Genomic DNA, 22,800 nt, shown 5'->3' with positions numbered 1-22,800 from the left:
GGTTCACCTCTTGGAATTTTGCTCATCATCAGTTTGGTCTTCGATTTCTTCCGCGCGGCGCATCTTATCTCGCAATTTCACCAATTCAATCGGTTTCTGATCAATAGCTTGGTTATCAGAGTAGCTCTGAAGAAGCTCATCGAACGTGCAATCCATATGGAAACCCTTACCGTTGAAATAAGGTACGGCCATAACAATCGCTACAGGCTCTGATTGATCTGCGGAACGTGGCGGTGGTGCATGGACTACGACAAGTGCATGGATCAACTGTTCGGAAACAGTGTGGGATAGTCCATCGATCCAATCCATTTGAGTGGACGCTAATGATTCGTTCAGCGTTTTCAGTTCGCTGCGGTGTTTTGCAGCGCGAACCTCTTTTTGCCAAGGCAGAACGACAGATGTAATGCGCAGCTTTCCCAGTTCCAATAGGACGTAATTGTGCCCTTTGGGGTCGGTTGATTTGATGAGCGGATTCCAGCGAATCATACCTGCCAAGGCTTCCTGAGCGAGTGAGTGGCGTAAATGCCCCCGTAGATCTTCCTGAGGAGTATTAATCAGGAGGTCCTGCGCCACTTTCGAAGCTTTTTGGAAGGTTTGAGGAATCAGGACGCCAAGTTCCTCAAAAAACTCTTTATCTACCTGCGCACGAATGAAGCCTTGAATTTCTTCTTTTGTGACCATGCGTTTCACCACTCACTATTCGGTAAGCGGATTTTTACTTCATTTTTATTCGTTATGGAAGGGTGAGCTGGTTTTTTATACAGCTATCCAGACGAGTGGTGGCGTCAATCCGGATATCACCTTGGGCTCAAGGTCTCACCGGAAAAACGGCACATCCCCCAACACCGTAGCCCGCTGCATCACCCGCCGCGCCGGCCGATAGTCATCCACGGCGTAATGCTGTGTCACGCGGTTATCCCAGAACGCCACGTCATCCTTCTGCCAACGCCAGCGAATGGTGAATTCCGGCCGCGTTGCGTGAGCAAACAGAAATTTGAGAATCGCTTCACTCTCGGTCTCCGACAGCTCATTGATCTTCGACGTGAAGCCTTCATTGACGAACAACGACCGACGCCCGCTCACCGGATGCGTGCGGATCACCGGATGCGACAACGGCGGATTCTTCCGGCGCGCTTCTTCCCACTGGGCCAGGGCTTCAGGCGTGTTGCCATAACGTTCCAGCGGAAAGGAGCGGGTGAAATCGTGAGTCGCCGTCAGCCCTTCGAGCAAATTTTTCATCGGCGCCGAAAGCGCTTCATACGCCGCAATGCCGCTGGCCCACAGCGTATCGCCGCCAAATTCCGGCAACAGCTTGGCACTCAGCACCGCGCCCATGGCTGGGGTCGGCAGGAAGGTTACGTCGGTGTGCCAGATCGCGTTGTCGCGCACGTCGGTGACGGCGGTGTCGAGGATCAGCACTTCCGGTTGTTCCGGCACATTCGGGTAGATCGGATGGATGTGCAGATCGCCAAAATTCGCGGCGAAGCGTGCCTGCTGCTGTGGCGTGATCGGCTGGTCGCGGAAGAACAGCACTTGATGCTTGAGCAACGCCTGCTCGATGGTGTCACGTTGTTCCAGGTTCAGCGGCTGGCTCACGTCGATGCCGCTGATTTGCGCGCCGAGGGCCGAGCTGAGGGGGACGATGGTCAGGTTACTCATGGACTTTCTCTTCAATCCGGGGTGCCGAGCTGTCGGCATGGTCAATGACAAATCTTTAGTGAGCCTGGCCGTGCCACGGCACCAGTTTGCGTTGCAGAGCGCGCAGGCCCATTTCCATGGCGAAGGCGATCAGTGCAATGACCAGAATCCCCAGCACCACCACATCGGTGACCAGGAACTGCGCGGCCGACTGCACCATGAAACCCAAGCCACTGGTGGCGGCAATCAGTTCGGCAGCAACCAGCGTCGACCACCCCACGCCGAGGCCGATGCGCACACCGGTCAAAATGTCCGGCAACGCACTCGGCAGAATCACATGGCGAATCAGCTGCGCCCGAGTCGCGCCCAGCGATTGGGCGGCACGCAACTTGGCCGGGTCGACCGTGCGCACGCCGGTCGCGGTGGCGATGGCAATCGGGGCGAAAATCGCGAGGTAGATCAGCAAGACTTTCGACAACTCACCGATGCCGCACCAGATCACGATCAGCGGCAGGTAAGCCAGCGGTGGAATCGGCCGGTAGAACTCGATCAGCGGATCGAGAATGCCGCGCGCGATGCGGTTGTGGCCGATGGCGATGCCGACGGGCACGGCGGTCAGCACCGCGAAACCGAGGCCCAGACCGATACGGCTGAGGCTGGCGCCCAAGTGCTGCCACAACGTTGAATCCATGTAGCCAGTGGTCACCAGCAACCAGCCTTTTTGCAGCACGGCAGACGGTGGCGGCAGGAACAGCGGTTCGATCATTCCAGTGGCCGTAACGCCCCACCAAATGAATACCAGCGCGAGCAGCGTCAGCACGCTGATCCACCGAGTGCTCAAACTGCGACGGACCGGAATGACTGTCGAACCGGGTTTCACCGCAACGGCGGGAATTTCATAGCTGCTCATGCGCGCTCCTGCCGCTGGGCGGTGCTGCGTTGGGAAAATACTTTGGCGAGCACGTGTTCGCGGGTTTCGATGAAGCGCGGGTCGGACTTGATCGAGCGTGCCGACTCGCCGGCCGCGTATCGCTGGCCGAATTCCAGGCTCAGGCGCTCGACGATCTGCCCGGGGTTCGGCGCCAGCAGAATCAGATCCGTGGCGAGGAACACCGCTTCTTCGATGTCGTGGGTAATCAGGAAAACCGGTTTGGCGGTGCGCTGCCAGACTTGCAGCAGCAGCTCCTGCATCTGTTCGCGGGTGAAGGCGTCGAGGGCGCCGAAAGGTTCATCCATCAGCAACACGCGAGGGTCGGCGGCGAGGGCCCGGGCCAGTCCGACACGCTGTTTCTGGCCGCCCGAGAGCTGCCAGATGCGGCGATTTTCAAAACCTGAAAGGTCTACCAGCGCGAGCATTTCCCGAGCACGGATTTCGCGTTTTTCCCGGGAAACACCGGCCAGTTCCAGGCCGAAACCGACGTTGGCCAATACGTCCTGCCAAGGCAGCAGGGCGTCGTCCTGAAACACCACGCCGCGTTCGGCGCTGGGGCCTTTGACCGGCACGCCATCAAGGGTAATGCGCCCGGCGCTGGGCTCGACGAAACCGGCAATCAGGTTCAACAGCGAAGTCTTGCCACTGCCGGACGGGCCGAGGGCGACCAGCAATTGCTGGGCCCCAAGGCTCAGGGAAATATCCGCCAGTACCGGTTCCGGGCTGCCGGGGTACTGTGCGCTGATGCGCTCCAGCTGTAGCAAAGCCATTGCGGTTAACTCCCGATCAGTTGGTGATGTACTTGGCGCTGACGTACGGTGCGTAATCCGGCAGTACGGCCTCGACCTTGCCTTGTTCCTTGAGGAACGCGGCGGTGTCGGTAATGGCCTTGGTCGTCGGTGCGCCGAGGGTGATCACCTGATCAGCCGCCAGTGGGAAGACGTTGCCTTGCAGCAGCAATGGAATGTCGCTGGCCTTGGCGCCGGAGAGTTTCACCAGCTTGTCGACGTTGGACTGGTTGGCGAGCCAGGCTTTCGGGTCTTTGCGGTAATCGGCGTAGGCATCGAGGGTCACTTTGGCGAACGCGGTGACGATTTCCGGGTGCTTCTCGGCGAAGTCTTTACGCACGATCCAGGCATCGAAGGTCGGCGCACCGAACTTGGCCAGTTCGCCGGAGGTGATCAGCACTTTGCCATTTTCCTTGGCAACACCGAGGGCTGGGTCCCACACGTAAGTGGCGTCGATGTCACCGCGTTTCCACGCAGCGATGATGGCGGGTGGCGCGAGGTTGAGCACGGTGACTTTCGATGGATCGATGTTCCAGTGTTTCAGCGCGGCCAGCAGGCTGTAGTGGCCGGTGGAAACGAACGGCACGGCGATTTTCTTGCCGATCAGGTCTTGTGGGGTTTTGATCCCGGAGCCGTCGCGGGCGACCAAGGCTTCGGCGGCACCGATCTGCGTGGCAATCAGGAAGGTTTCGACCGGGACTTTGCGGGTGATCGCTGCTGTCAGAGGGCTGGAACCGAGGTAGCCAATCTGCACGTCGCCGGACGCAATGGCGGCGATGATGTCGGCGCCGTTGTCAAATTTTCGCCAGTCGATCTTGGCGTTGGTGGCTTTTTCGTAGGCGCCGTCGGCCTGGGCGACTTTCGCCGGGTCAACGGTGGTCTGGTAGGCGACGGTGACGTCAGCCGCTTGGGCCAGGAAACTCGCCGCAGCCAGAGACGCGGCCGCCAGGAGGCGAAGAGGGAAATTCAGTTTCATTGTGAAGCTCCTTGTCAGGCGATCGAGAGTCGGCGTGAAAAGGAGACTAAATGATCTAAGAATCCGAAAATAAATAACTTTTTCGAATGAGCTTATGAGCGGAAAATTCTAAGGGATGGGTGAGAGGGTAGGGAGATTTTGCGATTGTGTGCAGTCAGGTGGATCGCCTCCTCACCCCAGCCCTCTCCCCACAGGGGAGAGGGGAAAGGGGGCCGATCTTCATGCTTTTCAAACCCCGAGTTCGACTCGGGCTTTCAGGTCGATGTATGACGTGAGACACCTCGGTCAGTCCCCTCTCCCCCTGGGGAGAGGGTTAGGGAGGGGTGGATTTGAGGTTAGTTGCTGATCGCCAGAATGCTCGCCTGATACGACCCGACAAACACGTCGAAATCGCCGACTTCGTTCTGCTCCAGCTCCACTTGCTCAGCCAGCGAAGACCGCGCGCGTGCTTCAAACTTCGCCTGGTCTTCACCGCTCAACGGCTCACTGCGGAAAAACTCCGCATGCGCCTGGCTCTGACGCAGGGAGAACTGGGCAAAGCTCTCCTTGTGCTCAGCCATCGCCGCCAGCACTTGGGCTGATGGCGTCAGGGACGGGTCCCTGACCTTGGCCAGCTGCGCGTCCAATGCCTTGCTGTGGGCATCGTCGCCGTGGCTTTGATCAAGGAGCGCGGCGATCGGAGCTATTTTTTCCAGCAGCTCGGCGGCCCATTCCTTCAGGTCGACCGGCTGACCGTCGCGCTGCAATTGCAGGCCTGGACGACGACCTTCCTTGACCACGCTGAGGAAGTTCGACGTCGCATTGCTGCACGAGGTATTGGTCAGCAGCGGGCTGTCATTCAGCGCGCAATACAGGAGGAACGCGTCGAGGAAGCGCGACTCCGGCAGGTCGATGCCCATCGGCAGGAAGGGGTTGATGTCCAGGCAGCGCACTTCGACGTACTGAATGCCGCGAGCCACCAGCGCCTGGATCGGCCGTTCGCCGGTATAGGTCACGCGTTTCGGGCGGATGTTGGAGTAGTACTCGTTTTCGATCTGCAGGATGTTGGTGTTGAGCTGAACCCACTCACCGTCCTGATGCGTGCCGATTTCGACGTACGGCGCATACGGCGTGGCGACCGCTTTGCGCAGGCTGTCGGTGTAGCTGGCCAGATCGTTGTAGCACGGGGTCAGGCCGGCCTGGGCGTTGCTCTGGTAACCCAGGTCGCTCATGCGCAGGCTGGTGGCGTACGGCAGGTACAAGGTGTCCGGGTCCAGTTGTTCCAACTGGTGCGAACGACCGCGCAGGAAACCGGCGTCCAGCGCTGGCGAGGCGCCGAACAGGTACATCAGCAGCCAACTGTAGCGACGGAAGTTGCGGATCAGCGCGATGTAGGCCGACGACTGATAGTCGCGGTCGGTGCCGACAAAGCCTTCAGTCTCTCTGAGCAGCGGCCAGAGCTTTTCCGGCAGGGAAAAGTTGTAGTGAATCCCGGCGATGCACTGCATGGTCTTGCCGTAACGCAGGGCCAGGCCCTTGCGGTAGACGTACTTGAGCTGACCGATGTTGGACGTGCCGTAATAGGCGATCGGGATGTCTTCCTCGGCCGGCAACGGGCACGGCATCGATGGACTCCACAGAAACTCGTTGCCGAGCTTGCTGTAGGCAAAACGGTGAATCTTGTCCAGGCTCGCCAGCGTATCGGCCGGGTCTGGCAGGGCCGGGGTAATGAATTCCAGCAGCGACTCGGAATAGTCGGTGGTGATTTGTTCATTGGTCAGCGCGGAACCCAATTCTTCCGGGTGCGGCGTTTGCGCCAGGCGACCTTCGCCGGTCACGCGCAGGCATTCACGTTCGATGCCGTGAAGGCACTGTTCGAGCAGAGAGAGGTTAGCGCGCTCGCCGAGCAGAGCCAGGCGGCGGTTGAGAAGTTCGCTCAAGTTGGATTCCTTCACGCGTCAGTCGCCCCAATATGGGGGTGGGCAAGACGGTCTACAAGGGTGAAGTTAAAACTGGCGTTTTCGCCTGGTTTTTGCAACCGCGCAAGCCATGCCGGTCAGTAATGAACTGCACAATCCCTGTGGGAGCGAGCCTGCTCGCGATTAGGGAGTGTCAGTCAACGTTTAAGTCGTCTGGCACCCCGCAATCGCGAGCAGGCTCGCTCCCACAGGTTTCGCTGCGCTGAAATTAACTCAAATCGATGACGGCTAGCTACAGGACAGCGAACGTGCCTTGTGCTTTTACGACGAGTTTGTCGCCTTGCATCACGTCAGCTTCGACCACCAACGTGCGCCGGCCCGGGTGAATCACCCGTGCCGTGCACATCACTTCACCGTCTGAAACGGCGCGAATGTAGTTGATCTTGCATTCGATGGTCGCGCTCTGCTGGTCAAAGCCGTGGGTGCTCGAACAGGCCAGCCCCATGGCAATGTCCACCAGACTGAACAAGGCCCCGCCGTGCAGCTTGCCGCCGCGATTGCGCAGTTCTGGCTCAAGCGCCAGGGCGACTTGCGCCACCCCGGTTTCCAGGCTGTGCAAGCGACAGCCCAGCAACTTGAAAAAAGCGCTTTCGGTCAGGCCGGCGGGGATGTCCATCAGCGTTTCTTCAACTGCTTGGCGTTGGCGAACAGCGAAGCCATGGCGTTGTTGGCCGGGGCCGCCGCCGTGGTTTCTTTACGCGGTGCGGTGTTCTGCGACTGGCGTGGAGCCGACCCAGGGCGTGCGCCACGTGCACCGTCGATTTTCTCGCCAGGCGTGTCGCTCATGCGCATCGACAGGCCCACGCGTTTGCGCGGGATGTCGACTTCCATGACCTTCACTTTCACCACGTCCCCGGCCTTCACCGCTTCACGCGGATCCTTGATGAACTTCTCCGAAAGCGCGGAGATATGCACCAAACCGTCCTGATGCACGCCGATATCAACGAACGCACCGAAGTTGGTTACGTTGGTGACGACGCCTTCGAGGATCATGCCCAGTTGCAGGTCCTTGAGGTCTTCGACGCCTTCCTGGAATTCGGCAGTCTTGAACTCCGGACGCGGGTCGCGGCCAGGTTTTTCCAGTTCTTGCAGAATGTCGGTGACCGTTGGCAGACCGAACGTCTCGTCGGTGTACTTCTTCGGATCAAGACGCTTGAGGAAGCTGGCGTCGCCGATCAGCGAACGAATGTCGCGGTCCGTTTCAGCGGCAATGCGCTGGACCAGCGGATAGGCTTCCGGGTGAACCGCCGACGAATCCAGCGGGTTGTCGCCGTTCATGACGCGCAGGAAACCGGCGGCCTGTTCGAAGGTTTTTTCGCCCAGACGCGCGACTTTCTTCAGTGCCGCGCGGGTTTTGAACGCGCCGTGCTCATCGCGGTGGCTGACGATGTTCTGCGCCAAGGTCGCGTTGAGGCCGGAGATGCGGGCCAGCAGCGCCACGGAGGCAGTGTTCACGTCCACGCCCACGGCGTTCACGCAGTCCTCGACCACAGCGTCCAGACCGCGCGCCAGTTTCAGCTGCGACACGTCGTGCTGGTACTGACCGACACCGATGGATTTCGGATCGATCTTCACCAGCTCGGCCAATGGATCCTGCAGGCGACGGGCAATCGACACCGCGCCACGGATCGACACGTCAAGGTCCGGGAATTCCTTGGAAGCCAGTTCCGAGGCGGAATAAACCGATGCGCCGGCCTCGGAGACCATGACCTTGGTCATTTTCATCGCTGGATATTTTTTGATCAGCTCAGCAGCGAGCTTGTCGGTTTCACGGCTGGCAGTGCCGTTGCCGATGGCGATCAGGTCCACCGAATGCTTAGCGCACAGGGCGGCGAGAATCGCGATGGTCTGGTCCCACTTGTTGTGCGGCACGTGCGGGTAAACCGTGGCGTGATCCAACAGCTTGCCGGTGGAATCGACCACGGCGACCTTGCAACCTGTGCGCAGGCCCGGGTCAAGACCCAGCGTGGCGCGCGGGCCGGCCGGAGCCGACAGGAGCAAGTCGTGCAGGTTGTGCGCGAATACGTTGATCGCTTCGGTCTCTGCGCCATCGCGCAATTCGCCCAGCAGGTCAGTTTCGAGGTGGGTGTAGAGCTTGACCTTCCAGGTCCAGCGCACCACTTCGCCCAGCCATTTGTCGGCGGCGCGGTTCTGGTTCTGGATGCCGAATTGCTGGCCGATCATGCCTTCGCACGGGTGCATGGTGCCCGGCAGTTCGTCGCCGACTTTCAGCGCTGAACTCAGAATGCCTTCGTTGCGGCCACGGAAAATCGCCAGCGCGCGGTGCGACGGCATGCTTTTCAGCGGTTCGTCGTGTTCGAAGTAGTCGCGGAACTTGGCGCCTTCTTCTTCCTTGCCGGCAATGACGCGGGCACTGAGGGTCGCTTCCTGCTTGAGGTAGCTACGCAGTTTATCCAGCAAACCGGCGTCTTCGGCGAAGCGTTCCATCAGGATGTACTTGGCGCCTTCGAGGGCGGCCTTCACATCGGCCACGCCTTTTTCGGCGTTGATGAAGCGTGCGGCTTCGGCGTCCGGCGTCAGGCTCGGGTCGTTGAACAGGCCGTCGGCCAGCTCGCCGAGGCCGGCTTCCAGGGCGATCTGGCCCTTGGTGCGGCGCTTCTGTTTGTACGGCAAGTACAAGTCTTCGAGACGGGTCTTGGTGTCGGCGAGCTTGATGTCGCGTTCGAGTTGAGGGGTCAGCTTGCCTTGCTCTTCAATGCTGGCAAGGATGCTGATGCGCCGTTCGTCGAGTTCTCGCAGGTAGCGCAGACGCTCTTCCAGATGACGCAACTGGATGTCATCGAGGCTGCCGGTCACTTCTTTCCGGTAACGGGCGATGAAGGGAACGGTAGAGCCTTCATCGAGTAGCGCGACGGCCGCTTCGACCTGTTGTGGGCGTACACCGAGTTCCTCGGCGATGCGGCTGTTGATGCTGTCCATAAAACCACCTGACAAATTGTGAAAGCAGGCTCGCGGGCGCAGGGATAAAGGCTCGGCGAGTCTGGTTGAGCGGCCTGGCGTGCGCCGCTACCTGGATCAACAGGTATCCCGTTGACCCGTGAAATCGAACAATGACTGCCGGCACCATGAAAATAAAAAGCGGCCACCTGCAGCCATGATCAGACGTTGCCTGACACAAAAGGCCGCGCATTATAACCAGCGTTCTATCATTCAGGGGCATCGCAGGCGGTAGCGCGAGGGCCGGATTTCTGGCGGTGAAGGAAAAATCTGCTAACAATGCACACGGTGCGTATAACGGCAGCTACGCCATAATGCGCGCCGAGATCAAAGGAGCATCTAATGAGCAGCACTGCAAACAATGCTGAAGGCGAAAAAATTCTTATTGTTGACGACGATCCAGGGCTGAGCAGCCTGCTGGAGCGTTTTTTCGTCAGCAAGGGCTACCGCGCCCGCGCCGTACCGAACACTGAACAAATGGATCGCCTGCTGGCGCGTGAAGTGTTCAACCTGGTCGTCCTCGACCTGATGCTGCCCGGCGAAGACGGTCTGACCGCCTGCCGCCGACTGCGCACGGCGAACAATCAGATCCCGATCATCATGCTGACCGCCAAGGGCGATGAGCTGAGCCGCATCAAGGGCCTGGAGCTGGGCGCCGATGATTACCTGGCCAAGCCGTTCAACCCCGATGAGTTGATGGCCCGTGTCAAAGCGGTCCTGCGCCGTCAGTCGACACCTGTGCCGGGCGCACCGGGCAGCGAAGACGAAAGCGTGACCTTCGGTGACTACGAACTGTCCCTGGCCACCCGCGAACTCAAGCGCGGGGACGAGGTGCACATGCTCACCACCGGTGAGTTCGCGGTGCTCAAGGCCTTGGTCATGAACGCGCGTCAGCCACTGACCCGCGACAAGCTGATGAACCTGGCCCGTGGCCGCGAATGGGATGCCCTGGAGCGTTCCATCGACGTGCAGATCTCCCGTTTGCGCCGGATGATCGAACCTGATCCATCCAAGCCGCGCTACATCCAGACAGTCTGGGGCGTGGGTTACGTGTTCGTTCCGGATGGCGCCGCCACCAAGTGATCGGCGATTTGTAGGAGCGGGTCTGGCGGACGATTGTCCGCAGACTCGCGATCCGCAATATGCGAGCATCGCTCGCTCCTGCAAGTGTGTAGCGGTTATCCATGAAAACCCCCGTTTGGTTCCCCCAGAGTTTCTTCTCCCGCACCCTGTGGCTGGTGCTGATCGTTGTCCTGTTCTCCAAGGCGCTGACCCTGGTTTATCTGTTGATGAACGAAGACGTACTGGTGGATCGCCAATACAGCCACGGCGTCGCCCTGACGCTGCGTGCCTATTGGGCTGCCGATGAAGAAAACCGTGAAAAAATCGCTGATGCCGCGACCCTGATCCGGGTCGTGGGCGCGGGTGTGCCGGAGGGCGAGCAACACTGGCCCTACAGCGAGATCTATCAGCGGCAGATGCAGGCTGAATTGGGTGCCGACACCGAAGTGCGATTACGCATGCACTCACCGCCGGCCCTGTGGGTTCGTGCGCCTAGCCTGGGCGATGGCTGGTTGAAAGTTCCGCTCTATCCCCATCCATTGCGCGGCCAGAAAATCTGGAACGTACTCGGCTGGTTCCTCGCGATCGGCCTGCTGTCTACTGCCTCGGCATGGATCTTCGTAAGCCAGCTCAATCAACCGTTGAAACGTCTGGTCTACGCCGCAAGGCAACTCGGCCAGGGGCGGAGCGTGCGCCTGCCGATCAGCGACACGCCGAGCGAGATGACCGAGGTATACCGCGCCTTCAACCAGATGGCTGAAGACGTCGAGCAGGCCGGTCGCGAGCGCGAGCTGATGCTGGCCGGGGTGTCACACGACTTGCGTACGCCGTTGACCCGGTTGCGGTTGTCCCTGGAATTGATGGGCGACCACAGCGACCTGACGGACGACATGGTGCGCGACATCGAAGACATGGACGCGATTCTTGACCAGTTCCTGGCGTTTATCCGTGATGGTCGTGACGAGTCTGTCGAGGAAGTGGACCTGAGCGACCTGGTGCGTGAGGTCGCTGCGCCGTACAACCAGAACGAAGAAAAAGTGCGGCTGCGCCTGGAACCGATCCAGCCGTTTCCCCTGCGTCGGGTGTCGATGAAGCGGTTGCTGAACAATTTGATCGGCAACGCCTTGCATCATGCCGGTAGCGGGGTCGAGGTGGCGGCTTATGTGTCTGGCGATACCAGCGCGCCGTATGTGGTGTTGAGCGTCATGGACCGTGGGGCGGGGATTGATCCCTCTGAACTGGAAGCGATCTTTAACCCGTTCACTCGAGGTGATCGTGCCCGGGGCGGGAAGGGGACAGGACTTGGATTGGCCATCGTGAAGCGGATTGCTTCGATGCATGGCGGCAATGTTGAGCTGCGTAACCGGTCCGGTGGCGGGCTGGAAGCGAGGGTGCGGTTGCCGCTTGGGTTGATGTTGCCTAGAGACGCGGTGTAGCCAAAATCCACCCCTCACCCCAACCCTCCCGAAACGTCGGACCGCCCCACAGGGGAGAGGGGGAAAGGGAGCAGATCTCCATGCTTTTCAAACCTGAGTTCGACTCGGAATTTCAGGTCGATGTATAGCGAAAGCCACCTCGGTCAGTCCCCTCTACCCTGTGGGGCGGTCCGACGTTTCGGGAGGGTTAGGGTGAGGGGTGGATTTAGCTGACACCCCTCACCCTCAAGGCCTCAACCTTTCCCCTTGGTCCGAGTCATATTCGGCCCGCCATTCTTCTCAAGATGCTCAATGATGATCCCCGCCACGTTCTTCCCGGTGGTGGTCTCGATCCCTTCCAGCCCCGGCGACGAGTTCACTTCCATCACCAGCGGCCCGTGATTGGAGCGCAGGATATCCACGCCCGCCACCGCCAGACCCATGACCTTCGCCGCACGCAACGCCGTCATGCGTTCTTCCGGGGTGATCTTGATCAGGCTGGCGCTGCCGCCGCGATGCAGGTTGGAGCGGAATTCCCCGGGCTTGGCCTGGCGCTTCATCGCCGCGATCACCTTGTCGCCGACCACGAAGCAGCGAATGTCCGCGCCACCGGCTTCCTTGATGTATTCCTGAACCATGATGTTCTGCTTCAGGCCCATGAAGGCTTCAATCACCGATTCTGCCGCCGTCGCCGTTTCGCACAACACCACACCGATGCCCTGAGTGCCTTCCAGCACCTTGATCACCAGCGGTGCGCCGTTGACCATGTCGATCAGGTCGGGAATGTCATCCGGGGAGTGCGCAAACCCGGTCACCGGCAAGCCGATTCCCCGGCGCGAGAGCAATTGCAGCGAGCGCAGCTTGTCCCGCGAACGGGCAATGGCCACCGATTCATTGAGGGGAAAAACCCCCATCATTTCGAACTGGCGCAACACCGCGCAGCCATAAAACGTCACAGACGCACCGATCCGCGGGATCACCGCATCGAAACCTTCCAGCGGCTTGCCGCGGTAGTGGATCTGCGGCTTGTGGCTGGCAATGTTCATATAGGCGCGCAGGGTGTCGATCACCACCATTTCATGGCCACGCTCGGTACCGGCTTCGACCAGACGACGAGTGGAATACAGACGCGGGTTCCGCGACAGCACAGCGATCTTCATGCAACACCTGTGGAGGAGGTAGATACCGGGAACACCGGCTTGTCTTGTACGTACTTGATGCCCGGATTGACCACCAGCTGGCCGTCAATCAGGGCTTTGGAACCGAGTAACAGGCGATAACGCATGGACTTGCGGCAGGCGAGGGTGAATTCGACCCGCCATACCCGATCACCCAGGGCCAGTGTAGTGCTGACCACATAGCGCATCTGCGCATGACCGTTGGAGCTTTTAATGGTTTTGCGCGTTACCAATGGCGCCTCGCAACGTCGATGACGCAGCTGCACCACCGTGCCCAGGTGCGCGGTGAAGCGCACCCAGCTTTCACCGTCTCGCTCGAACGGCTCGATGTCGGTGGCATGCAAGCTTGAGGTGCTGGCGCCGGTGTCGATTTTTGCGCGCAGGCCCGCGACTCCCAGATCCGGGAGCGCCACCCACTCGCGCAGACCGATAACGGTCAAATGGTCAAATGTCTTCAATAGGAAAAAACCGGCGATTAACGCGTCCAGGCCTCAGGCGTTACCTGGGCCAACGCTTTGAATGCGGGCTTGGCGAACCAGTAACCCTGCATCAGAAATATTCCACAGTCCGCCAGGAAATCCCGTTCTCCGGCGCTTTCGATGCCTTCGGCAATGACTGTAACGTCCAACTCCGCACACATTGTGACAACCCCTCGCACGATAGCCTGACGAACACGGTCGCGATCGACATCGCGGATCAGTGCCATGTCGAGTTTGATCAGGTCCGGTTGGAAATCAGCCAGCAGATTGAGCCCCGAGTAGCCCGCGCCGAAATCATCGATGGCGGTCTTGAAGCCGAATTCGCGGTATTCACGCAGAATATTAGTCAAATGGCGATAGTTATCTACGTGCTGGCTTTCCAGGGTTTCAAAAATCAGACGATTGATCGGAAAGTTATGTTTTTTCGCGGCCTCCAGGGTACTGCGGATGCACAGCTCCGGGCGGTACACGGCGTTGGGCATGAAGTTGATGGACAAGTGTGTCTGCATGTTTAGATTGGCCGCACCCTCAATGGCTCGCGTCCGGCAGAGCTGGTCGAAACGGTAGCGATTCTCCTCGGTGACCTGGTCAAGCACGGACAGCGCACCTTCCCCGGCAACACCGCGTACCAACGCTTCATGAGCAAAAATTGACCGATCGCGCAGATCCACGATCGGTTGGTAGGCAAAAGAAAAATCGAAGCCCAGCGGCTCGCTTTGCTGACAGCCCTGGCAACCGCCCTTCGGCGAGGTTAATGAAGACGGGAATATAGTCACTCGATCACTCCATGCCGGTGAGCCGGCCAAGATCACAGTCTATCCGGAGGGCCGGGTTCTTGCGCCCGACAGAAACGGTAGTACAGTTCCGACTACAGGCGGAAAGAGGAATTCATATGGCACAAAAACAGGAAGAGGACGACAAGGTCCGTCTCGATAAGTGGTTGTGGGCCGCGCGTTTTTATAAAACACGTGCCTTGGCCAAGGCGGCGATTGAAAGCGGCAAGGTGCATTGCCGGGGTGAGCGCTGCAAACCGGGCAAGGAGCCGAGGGTCGGCGACGAGTTTCAGATTCGTACCGGGTTCGAGGAGCGCACGGTGGTGGTTCAGGCGCTATCGATTGTGCGCCGTGGTGCGCCAGAAGCTCAGACGTTGTATGCGGAAACCGATGCCAGCGTCGCCAAGCGCGAAGCGGCCGCGGCCATGCGCAAGGCCGGCGCGCTGGGTGTGAGCACCGATGGCAAGCCGAGCAAGAAACAGCGGCGGGATTTGTTCAAGTTTCGCGGCAGTAGCAACGACGAGTGAGGCTGTTGCTTCTGTGTCGTTCGGGCTGACGCTTTCGCGGGCAAGCCACGCTCCCACAGGTATTGCGCACCTTTGTGGGAGTGAGCCCCCGCTCGCGATCGAGTGCGCAGCACTCGCCGGCAGCACCACAGAATCAGCCGCTGCGCACCTCTCTCATCCGCGAAACCTCCACATCGAACGGCGCAGACTTGCAATCGCCCAAATGCGTAGCCATATCGTGTTGTCGGCCAGCGGCGCATTCAGCAGGTGAAGTAGCCACTCGTCGAAAATCACACACAGCATCTGACCCGTAGGCCATAACCAGAAGGCCAGCCGCGTCAAAGGCACAAAATCGTACAGAGCCAACCGACACAGGTTCCACCTGGCTTGGAACAAACCCGGATTGTTCATAAAATGCCAGCCATGGCTGAACATCCCGCACACCAAATGGTGTTTGCAATGGCGCAATTTTCACGTTTTGTAACCATTTGTCATTTACTTCAGAACCCAGACCTATGACCGATCTACCGGATACCGACTACACCCAACGCTTCATCTTTGATGACAGCGACACCCGCGGCGAGCTGGTTTCGTTGGAACGGAGTTACGCCGAAGTCCTCGCCAAACATTCATACCCGGAACCGGTCGCGCAATTGCTCGGCGAGCTGATGGCGGCCGCGTCGTTGCTGGTCGGCACCTTGAAGTTCGATGGCTTGCTGATTCTTCAGGCCCGTTCCGAGGGCCCGATTCCGCTGCTGATGATCGAATGCTCCAGTGAGCGTGAAATCCGTGGCCTGGCTCGTTACGAAGCCGACCAGATTGCCCCCGACGCGACACTCGCCGACCTGATGCCCAATGGCGTGCTGGCACTGACCATCGACCCCACGCAAGGTCAGCGTTACCAAGGCATTGTCGATCTGGATGGCGAAACCCTGTCGGAGTGCTTCACTAATTACTTCGTGATGTCGCAGCAGGTTGGCACCCGTTTCTGGCTGTACGCCGATGGCCGTCGCGCCCGTGGCATGTTGTTGCAGCAACTGCCTGCCGACCGCTTGAAAGACGAAGAAGAACGCGACGCCAGTTGGCAGCACATCACCGCGCTGGGCAGTACGCTGACCGCCGACGAATTGCTGAGCCTGGACAACGAAACCGTGCTTCATCGCCTCTACCATGAAGAGCAGGTGCGTTTGTTCGACGTGCAAAAATTACGTTTCCGTTGCAGCTGCTCCCGAGAACGTTCGGGCAATGCTCTGGTCAGTTTGGGTATGGAAGACGCGCAAGCGCTGGTCATCGAGCACGGTGGCAATATCGAGATCGATTGCCAATTCTGCAACCAGCGTTACCTGTTTGATGCGGCTGATATCTCCCAATTGTTCGCGGGCGCGGGTGTGGATACGCCGTCAGATACCCGACACTAAAACGGTTCAGCGCAGGTAAATTCACTGGATAGCGCCGGAATAACGCCGTTCTGACGGGAGGGCCCTACTCTTTTTGGGCTTTTCTGGCATAATCCGGCCCACTTTTTGTCGCGGTAGTAGTGCACGACTTTCTACTACAAAACGTTTGGAGCACACTCGGCCACTGGCCGACGGGGAATCTCATGACGCAAGCCAATAACGCCGTGTACACCGATCTGAGTGTTGATGATCTGGTAAAAGAAGCTCTGAGTCGCGGTGAGGGCGAGCTTGCCGATACCGGCGCGCTGGTTGTTCGCACCGGTCACCGCACCGGCCGCTCGCCAGTCGATCGTTTCATCGTTGACGAGCCATCCACTTCGGCTTCCATCGCCTGGGGCCCGATCAACCGCAAGTTCCCGGCCGACAAGTTCGATGCCCTGTGGGACCGCGTTGAAGCGTTCAACAATGCGCAAGAGCATTTCGTTTCCCACGTTCATGTAGGTGCATCTGCCGATCACTACCTGGCCGTGAAAATGACCACCCAGACTGCCTGGCAGAACCTGTTCGGTCGTTGCCTGTTCATCAACCCGGCCCAGTACAACCCGGCTGGCCGTGATGAGTGGCAAGTGCTCAACGTCGCCAACTTCGAATGCGTTCCAGAGCGTGACGGCACCAACTCCGATGGTTGCGTGATCCTCAACTTCGCACAGAAGAAAGTGCTGATCGCCGGCATGCGCTACGCCGGTGAAATGAAGAAAGCCATGTTCTCGGTGCAGAACTACCTGCTGCCGGCCTCTGACGTGCTTCCAATGCACTGCGCCGCCAACATCGGCGAAGCGGGCGATGTGACCCTGTTCTTCGGTCTGTCCGGTACTGGTAAAACCACCCTGTCCGCCGACGAAAGCCGTTACCTGATCGGTGACGACGAACACGGCTGGGGCGAAGGCGTTGTCTTCAACATCGAAGGCGGCTGCTACGCCAAGTGCATCGACTTGTCCGAGAAGAACGAGCCGGTCATCTGGAAAGCCATCAAGCACGGCGCTGTGCTGGAAAACGTTGTCATCGACGACGCCAAGCACGCCGACTACGCTGATGTCAGCCTGACCCAGAACAGCCGCGCGGCCTACCCGCTGGAACACGTTGCCAAGCGTTCCGAGAAGAACCTCGGTGGCGAGCCAAACGCGGTGATCTTCCTGACCTGCGACCTGACCGGCGTACTGCCGCCAGTCTCGATCCTCAGCGAAGAACAAGCGGCCTACCACTTCCTGTCCGGCTACACCGCTCTGGTGGGCTCGACCGAAATGGGTTCCGGCAGCGGCATCAAGTCGACCTTCTCCACCTGCTTCGGCGCACCGTTCTTCCCGCGTCCGGCTGGCGAATACGCAGAACTGCTGATCAAACGCATCCGCGGCTTCGGCTCCAAGGTTTACCTGGTCAACACCGGCTGGACCGGCGGCGGCTACGGTGTTGGCAAGCGCTTCAACATCCCGACCACCCGTGGCGTGATTGCAGCGATCCAGAGCGGCGCGTTGATCGGTGCTGAAACCGAGCACCTCGACACCATCAACCTCGACGTGCCATTGGCTGTGCCGGGCGTAGAAACTGGCCTGTTGAACCCACGTAACACCTGGGCTGACAAGGCTGCTTATGATGAAGCGGCCAAGGCATTGGCCGGGTTGTTTGTTGAGAACTTCAAGAAGTTTGAAGTGAGCGACGCGATCAAGGCTGCGGGTCCTAAGCTGTAAGGCTTGGATTCAGCGAATGAAAAAGCCGCCCTTTGAGGGCGGCTTTTTTGTGGGCGTTCGCTTCAGGTTTTCAGGTGTAAAACGAACGCTCCGACTAACACCAAAACCACGCCAAGCACCTGTATTTTTGCCAACCTCTCCTTGAAGAATACGTACCCCAGGATCGCCGCAATGCCGCCGGACAGTGTGCTGATCACTGTCACCACGGAAACCGAACCCGCCACCGCGCCCCAGGCAAATGAAGAGAACCCACCGAGGTTCATCAGGCTGGCGCCTGTTAACGTCATGCAGTTTTTCAACGGTGGGATTTTCAAGCCATCCTTGATCTTCAACACCATGACAACCAACACGATCAGCCCGATCAGATACGCAAGCCAAAGCATCGTCACCGGACCCAGCACCGGAAGAACGAAGCGGCCTTGCAGCCAAAAACTGGTGCCATAAAAAACAGCTGCCAATCATGCATAGGCAATCGAACTGCTGGCCTGAGTGGTGTGTGGAAGTTTCGAGTCAGAGTGGATGCTGGACAGGATGACCCCGATCACGCACAGCGCGATGCACAGCAGTTGGACCAGGCTGATCTGCTCGCCGCCCGCCCAGGACAGCAACGTGGTGACCACGCCATAGGAAGTCACCAACGGCGCGACGATCGAAGCCTTTCCGAGGGCGAACGCCTTGGACAAGGCCAGGGCTCCGGACACGGTCAACACTGCGGCGACAATGCCGATCAGCCAGACATCGAGCGATGCCGACATTGATTTGAGAATGAAGGCAGGAAAGGCGATCAGTAACAGGCTCATGATGCTGAAGCCCAATGCCTGACCGAAATAGACAGCCCGTTTAACGCCGACCGCGCGGGCGTTCAATCCCACCAGAAAATCAGTGCCGCCCCAAAGCAAGGCGGCGAGCAAACCCATCAATACGTCCACGCTATGTCCTTATAGGTGTGCGCTGCGGACGTTAGAGGCTTTCCAGCGTCTGAGTGTCCCAGCGTTGGGCCTTGATGGCCTGGTAGAGCATTTGAATGGTCAGCGGCAGTTTTTCGGCGCGTCCCTTGGCTCTGCGTTTGAGGAACACATCGTAGCCTTGTGGGTGGAAGTAGCGATAGGCGTCGTAGTCCACGAGGTTGATCCCGAACTGTTCTTCCAGCGCTTCCATCAAATGCCGCGCATCAGCGCCATTGCAGCCCAGGTCGAAGTTGATCGAGGTGGTGAGGCTGATGGTTTTGCGTTCGGGCAGGCCGAGTTCTTCGTGCAGCAACTGCATGAGCAGGTGCATGGTGTGGTCATCGGGGAAGTTGGGGGCGAGGTTCATGGTGGAGGTGTCCAGTTGGGCTTGCGCGGATCTTATTGGGCGTCTGGCTTGGGTGGAAGGGAGGATCTGTTGATCGCTTCCACACAGGTATCCGATTGATCCCGGGATTCTTTGACTGGCAACGCATCAGCATGGAATTCGCGGGAAGGCTCACGCTCTCCGCTTATGATTTCGTTCATCTGCTGCACGCTTTCCATTAGCTCATCGAAAAATTTGCTCATGGTTATCTCCGGAGTTCGATGATTGCTTTCGATGTTCCAAGAGCCGAACGCGGAGCGTCCGTAGAGGTATTCCCACGCAGAGCGTGGGAAAGATCTTCACTCGGCGTCAGGCAGGTGCTTTCCAGTGCATCATTCGTTGTTGGGCGACTTGGAGCAGGTCGCAGCCGTCTTGGGCTAAGAGGAAGAGCGCGTGGGTGATGTGGGGGATATCTTCGACGTCGCCGTGTTTGAAGCAAACACAGTGCAGAGTTTTGAGAAGGTCACTGGATGCTCGGATGCGCTGGAGGGCGGCTTCGAGGATGTCCTAGGGGTTGGCCTCTGTGTCGATGATCAGGGGCGGGGAATCGGTTAGGTTGGTTTGCAGCGGTAGGTAACGATCGTTTGTGGACGTATTAAATTTATTCATTTCGTTTGATCTCAAATGCATCAGTAGGAACCGCCGCCATCGTGACCAAGCGATGGGAGGCGGACTGTGTTCGGGTTGGTCAACCGGTGAGATCACACGCAAACCCGGCACGTCCGAAGACGTCCCAAACACAGCCGCCATAAAGCGTGCTGACGCAAAAGCGCCGGCAGCATACAACGGGTGCGTGCGTAGATCTAATTCGGGTGACCAAGCCCGATTCGCTGAGTTAGCAGCGACAGTCACGACTATAGATACGAGCCACAAGGCAGCGATAGAAGACAAAGAGTCCCCGCTTGTAGGAACGGGCCGAACCTCGGATAGGCCCTTTCTATAGGATTATTCCGCGACGTATTTTCTCGCGCTTTTCCGCCATCAGCTTCCTTGCGTCCTCATCAGAAATGCTCGGTCGTGGATCATCGATGCTGGCCTGAACCTGCCGGATGAACCACGCCTCGTAGGCAGCATCGTCGATGGGAGCCTCACAGCATTTGCATGTCGCTTTTTCCTTCATCGGTTTCACCTCTGATTATTTGCAATTGAGCTGACGACCCCACCCCCGTCACTTAACCAATATGCCGATAAGCCGCCACATCCTGCAGGCCAGTGGTCAACCCAGTCGCCGGCGCATAGATCGTGCCTTTCACTGCCGAGAACTTGACCCCGTTGCTGCCGAGCGAAACGTAGCGCTCGCCTTGGTCCAGTTCGGTGAAATAGGTGTAGGAGAATTTTTCCATCGCTTTGTATTTAGCGGCGGCGCTGGCCATGGCGTTGTGGTGGTTTTGCAGGTCGGTCGGGGTCAGGTGGGAAGTTTTTTCCAGCGGAACGCCCCAGCGTTTCAGGCACACTTCGGCAAAGTGGCGGACGATCAGGCCGGGTTCGACCAGCGTTTTAGGGCCGCTGACACCATCGACTGCGGCGTTGCCGACCAACGTTCCGTGGCGGCCGGGCATCGGGTAGATGTGGGTTCGGGTGCCGGTGGCGGTTTGCGGGATGACGCAGCTGAAGCCTTTGGAGCGCTCGTCCCGGGCGTAGAAGCCAACGTATTCTTTTACGTTGGCATTCAGTTTGACTTTGTCTTCTTGAAAGTTGCCGATGCCCGGTACCGGGTCGATGGCAAAGATATTGACCGGAATGTTCTTCAGTGCGCCGTCCCTGAACATGGCATTTGCCAACATATGGCAACTAATACCGCCGCGGCTCCAGCCGACCAGGTTGACGTTGGTTGGGATAATGCCGTCCTTGCGGAATATCTTTATGAGTTGCTCCTGCAACTTCTGTTGGGTCACGGTACGATCGCCGTAGTTGTATTTGCGCCACATCCAGGAACCTTCGACGATTACATCTTCAATGGGGATTCCGGCAGCCTTGAGGCGGTTGTATTCGGACTCCGTCAGCTTTTCACGCTCCCAGTCACACTTGCCTTTAATGATGTTGATTGCGTGTTTGACGTTCTCTTCCCAGCCCTTGCCGAACAGTGTGCCGCTCAGGCCGTAGTCCTTGGATTGGGTGAACAGTTCGTCAGCTTGCAGATTGCTGGTGCCAGGGCCGTCAATAACGATCCAGTCGACAAATTCGCGACCAACATGATGGGAAGCCAGTGTCGAGACCAGTTCACCGTTCCAGTAAGTCAGGTTCTGATTGTCGTACTTCGTCGAACCGGTGCCGCAGAAGAAAATAGTTAATGTAGTCATTGTAGTGCTCTTGAGTTTGTGTAAGAGCCTGCAGACTAGTGCTTGTTATTTGAGTAATGAAGTGATTAGTTGTATCGATACTTTTTGAGTTATATATTGTTGCGTTCGACGTTATATTCGCTGTCTCGCAACAGCGAGAAGTTCGCAGCCATCCTGCGTTAATAAATAAAGTGCATTCACTATATGAGGAATATCTTTCACATCAGCCTGCTTGAAGCACAGGCAGTAAAGTGTTTCGAGCAGGTCGCTGGCAGCGCTCAGGCGTTGGTGAGCGGCGTCGAGGACGGCGCGGGTGCTGGCGGCGGTATCAATGACCAACACGGGCGTTTCGCTGTAGCTGGTTTTGAGCGGGCGATAGCGGTCTTGCATGAGGTCACTCCTGTATTCAGCGGCGCGGCAAACTATAGAGGCGCTGATACAGGCGTCGCAATACAGCGCAAATGGACAGTGTTTGTAGGGGATTTACCTGTGTTGTGGCTTTTTGCCTACGTATACCCCGAGGCTTTTTTCAGCAATTCCCCTAGTGTTCGAATTTCCTACGGCTTTGTCAGGCGCAACGCACCAATCCTCTGTATGGTGCGCGCCAGAATCTGTAGGACGTTAAAAAACGTCTGCTTATCGCTTAAAGGGAATTAAGTATGCAATGGCTACGTATGGCCTCGATTTTGTTGCTGTGGGCGGGTGTTTGTCGTTTGACGGGCGCAGCTGATACGGGTAACTCGATGATCCTCGCCAATACGGATCGCACCGGTTGGCCGGATGCGCTGACAAGCCAGGCGGGCGTGGACACCGCCTCCCGCGCCGAAGTGTTGATGTTCGGCAAAGCGCTGCTGGCGAGCGAAAGGCTCGACGAACAAAGTCTGAAACAGCGACTGGGCGTGCAGGATGTGAAGCTCAAGTCGGTCAGGCAAGTGCGTGACGGTCTGTGGGATCGGTTACTGACCACCTACCGCAGCGCCAGTCAGAACTGCGACGGCGAACCCTTCTGCCCCCGCGTGCGAAGCGTCGCCGATTTGCGTCAGTTGGCGGCCGCGTTCACGGGCGAAATCAGCCCGGCTCATGCGGTTTGGGCGAGCAAGAGCCGGGTGTTTCAGGAGCAGATATTGAACGAGCAACTGCGAGTGGCGGTGATGGCGCCGTAGCCACTCACGACATAGTCGTCAGGATGTTCGCCAGGCTTGATGGGCTGCGCATTCCAGGGTGTCACACGTAGCGAGCAATGGTGGTTCTTCGGGAATCCTGTCGCAGCCGTTCAGCAGCAGGGAAGTCAGGATCAGGGCGATCGCGAAAACCGATTTTTGAGGCATGGTCGTTCCTTATTCAAATGCCGCGCTCATCAGGCGTCCTGCCGTGATGTGAAGTGC

General features: G+C 58.5%; 21 protein-coding genes and 4 pseudogenes. 6 read left to right on the top strand and 19 right to left on the bottom strand.

What is annotated here, in order from left to right; all coding sequences use genetic code 11:
• Positions 1-3: 3 nt before the first annotated feature.
• The 8 genes from ACRC4F_RS24275 to ACRC4F_RS24240 all read right to left on the bottom strand — a co-directional run bounded on the left by ACRC4F_RS24275 (position 4) and on the right by ACRC4F_RS24240 (position 9,231).
• The gene (locus ACRC4F_RS24275; RefSeq protein ID WP_438661634.1) at positions 4-681 is read right to left on the bottom strand and encodes a hypothetical protein; all 678 of its coding nucleotides are present in this window, start codon (positions 679-681) and stop codon (positions 4-6) included.
• 135 nt (positions 682-816) lie between these two features.
• Entirely contained in the window at positions 817-1,659 is an 843-nt protein-coding gene (tauD, locus tag ACRC4F_RS24270) for a taurine dioxygenase (protein ID WP_438661633.1), read from the bottom strand.
• Positions 1,660-1,714: 55 nt separating this feature from the next.
• The gene (gene tauC / locus ACRC4F_RS24265) at positions 1,715-2,548 is read right to left on the bottom strand and encodes a taurine ABC transporter permease TauC (protein WP_438661632.1); all 834 of its coding nucleotides are present in this window, start codon (positions 2,546-2,548) and stop codon (positions 1,715-1,717) included.
• Positions 2,545-3,339 (bottom strand): taurine ABC transporter ATP-binding subunit, encoded by a 795-nt coding sequence (gene tauB, locus ACRC4F_RS24260; protein WP_438661631.1) that lies wholly within the window; start codon positions 3,337-3,339, stop codon positions 2,545-2,547. The genes tauC and tauB overlap by 4 nt, the downstream gene beginning before the upstream one ends.
• A gap of 16 nt (positions 3,340-3,355) precedes the next feature.
• Positions 3,356-4,333: a taurine ABC transporter substrate-binding protein gene (tauA, locus tag ACRC4F_RS24255; protein WP_438661630.1), complete on the bottom strand. Its 978-nt coding sequence runs from the start codon at positions 4,331-4,333 to the stop codon at positions 3,356-3,358.
• A gap of 335 nt (positions 4,334-4,668) precedes the next feature.
• Complete coding sequence (gene gshA, locus ACRC4F_RS24250; RefSeq protein WP_438661629.1) at positions 4,669-6,252, bottom strand: glutamate--cysteine ligase; 1,584 nt, start codon at positions 6,250-6,252, stop codon at positions 4,669-4,671.
• A gap of 271 nt (positions 6,253-6,523) precedes the next feature.
• Positions 6,524-6,907 (bottom strand): PaaI family thioesterase, encoded by a 384-nt coding sequence (locus tag ACRC4F_RS24245; protein ID WP_438661628.1) that lies wholly within the window; start codon positions 6,905-6,907, stop codon positions 6,524-6,526.
• The gene (locus ACRC4F_RS24240; RefSeq protein ID WP_438661627.1) at positions 6,907-9,231 is read right to left on the bottom strand and encodes a Tex family protein; all 2,325 of its coding nucleotides are present in this window, start codon (positions 9,229-9,231) and stop codon (positions 6,907-6,909) included. Before ACRC4F_RS24240 ends, ACRC4F_RS24245 begins: the two co-directional genes overlap by 1 nt.
• Positions 9,232-9,591: 360 nt before the next feature.
• Between ACRC4F_RS24240 and ompR the strand changes: the two genes are divergently transcribed.
• Positions 9,592-10,332, top strand: coding sequence for an osmolarity response regulator transcription factor OmpR (gene ompR / locus ACRC4F_RS24235; protein WP_010464774.1), 741 nt, complete (start codon positions 9,592-9,594; stop codon positions 10,330-10,332).
• 101 nt (positions 10,333-10,433) lie between these two features.
• Positions 10,434-11,747 carry an ATP-binding protein gene (locus ACRC4F_RS24230; RefSeq protein ID WP_438661626.1) on the top strand — a complete coding sequence of 438 codons (1,314 nt, stop codon included), beginning with the start codon at positions 10,434-10,436 and terminating at the stop codon, positions 11,745-11,747.
• Between the two features lie 233 nt (positions 11,748-11,980).
• Here the strand turns inward: ACRC4F_RS24230 and rimK are convergent, their stop codons facing one another.
• From rimK to ACRC4F_RS24215, 3 genes are all read right to left on the bottom strand, one after another.
• The gene (gene rimK / locus ACRC4F_RS24225) at positions 11,981-12,886 is read right to left on the bottom strand and encodes a 30S ribosomal protein S6--L-glutamate ligase (protein ID WP_007949201.1); all 906 of its coding nucleotides are present in this window, start codon (positions 12,884-12,886) and stop codon (positions 11,981-11,983) included.
• A complete protein-coding gene (locus ACRC4F_RS24220) occupies positions 12,883-13,302 on the bottom strand; it encodes a retropepsin-like aspartic endopeptidase RimB (protein ID WP_229801818.1) in 420 nt (139 codons plus the stop codon). Before ACRC4F_RS24220 ends, rimK begins: the two co-directional genes overlap by 4 nt.
• Before the next feature lie 77 nt (positions 13,303-13,379).
• Positions 13,380-14,159, bottom strand: coding sequence for a S6 modification regulatory phosphodiesterase RimA (locus ACRC4F_RS24215; RefSeq protein ID WP_438661687.1), 780 nt, complete (start codon positions 14,157-14,159; stop codon positions 13,380-13,382).
• A gap of 116 nt (positions 14,160-14,275) precedes the next feature.
• On the opposite strand from ACRC4F_RS24215, the gene ACRC4F_RS24210 reads away from it, so the two are divergent.
• Entirely contained in the window at positions 14,276-14,683 is a 408-nt protein-coding gene (locus ACRC4F_RS24210) for an RNA-binding S4 domain-containing protein (RefSeq protein ID WP_438661625.1), read from the top strand.
• Positions 14,684-14,863: 180 nt separating this feature from the next.
• Here the strand turns inward: ACRC4F_RS24210 and ACRC4F_RS24205 are convergent.
• Positions 14,864-15,073, bottom strand: a pseudogene (locus ACRC4F_RS24205) (phosphatase PAP2 family protein); the annotation flags it as partial.
• Positions 15,074-15,177: 104 nt separating this feature from the next.
• Here ACRC4F_RS24205 and hslO point away from each other — a divergent pair.
• Complete coding sequence (hslO, locus tag ACRC4F_RS24200; RefSeq protein ID WP_438661624.1) at positions 15,178-16,080, top strand: Hsp33 family molecular chaperone HslO; 903 nt, start codon at positions 15,178-15,180, stop codon at positions 16,078-16,080.
• A gap of 182 nt (positions 16,081-16,262) precedes the next feature.
• Positions 16,263-17,804 carry a phosphoenolpyruvate carboxykinase gene (locus ACRC4F_RS24195; protein ID WP_438661623.1) on the top strand — a complete coding sequence of 514 codons (1,542 nt, stop codon included), beginning with the start codon at positions 16,263-16,265 and terminating at the stop codon, positions 17,802-17,804.
• Between the two features lie 62 nt (positions 17,805-17,866).
• On the opposite strand, the pseudogene ACRC4F_RS24190 reads toward ACRC4F_RS24195, so the two are convergent.
• The 7 genes and pseudogenes from ACRC4F_RS24190 to ACRC4F_RS24160 all read right to left on the bottom strand — a co-directional run bounded on the left by ACRC4F_RS24190 (position 17,867) and on the right by ACRC4F_RS24160 (position 21,805).
• Positions 17,867-18,721: pseudogene (locus ACRC4F_RS24190) on the bottom strand (EamA family transporter).
• 43 nt (positions 18,722-18,764) lie between these two features.
• Positions 18,765-19,118: a DUF1493 family protein gene (locus ACRC4F_RS24185; protein ID WP_438661622.1), complete on the bottom strand. Its 354-nt coding sequence runs from the start codon at positions 19,116-19,118 to the stop codon at positions 18,765-18,767.
• Between the two features lie 101 nt (positions 19,119-19,219).
• Positions 19,220-19,339: pseudogene (locus tag ACRC4F_RS24180) on the bottom strand (transcriptional regulator); the annotation flags it as partial.
• 106 nt (positions 19,340-19,445) lie between these two features.
• Positions 19,446-19,745: pseudogene (locus ACRC4F_RS24175) on the bottom strand (hypothetical protein).
• Positions 19,746-20,073: 328 nt separating this feature from the next.
• Positions 20,074-20,256 (bottom strand): antitoxin PaaA2 family protein, encoded by a 183-nt coding sequence (locus ACRC4F_RS24170; protein WP_438661621.1) that lies wholly within the window; start codon positions 20,254-20,256, stop codon positions 20,074-20,076.
• A gap of 52 nt (positions 20,257-20,308) precedes the next feature.
• Positions 20,309-21,436, bottom strand: coding sequence for a hypothetical protein (locus ACRC4F_RS24165; protein WP_438661620.1), 1,128 nt, complete (start codon positions 21,434-21,436; stop codon positions 20,309-20,311).
• 111 nt (positions 21,437-21,547) lie between these two features.
• Complete coding sequence (locus ACRC4F_RS24160) at positions 21,548-21,805, bottom strand: hypothetical protein (RefSeq protein ID WP_438661619.1); 258 nt, start codon at positions 21,803-21,805, stop codon at positions 21,548-21,550.
• Between the two features lie 269 nt (positions 21,806-22,074).
• Between ACRC4F_RS24160 and ACRC4F_RS24155 the strand changes: the two genes are divergently transcribed.
• Entirely contained in the window at positions 22,075-22,578 is a 504-nt protein-coding gene (locus ACRC4F_RS24155; protein WP_438661618.1) for a polysaccharide deacetylase, read from the top strand.
• Positions 22,579-22,800: the final 222 nt, after the last annotated feature.

It is taken from the genome of Pseudomonas sp. (assembly GCF_051660785.1).
GTDB lineage: Bacteria > Pseudomonadota > Gammaproteobacteria > Pseudomonadales > Pseudomonadaceae > Aquipseudomonas.
The sequence above is the reverse complement of the archived record's forward strand: the minus strand, read 5'-3'. Positions and strand labels throughout refer to the sequence as shown.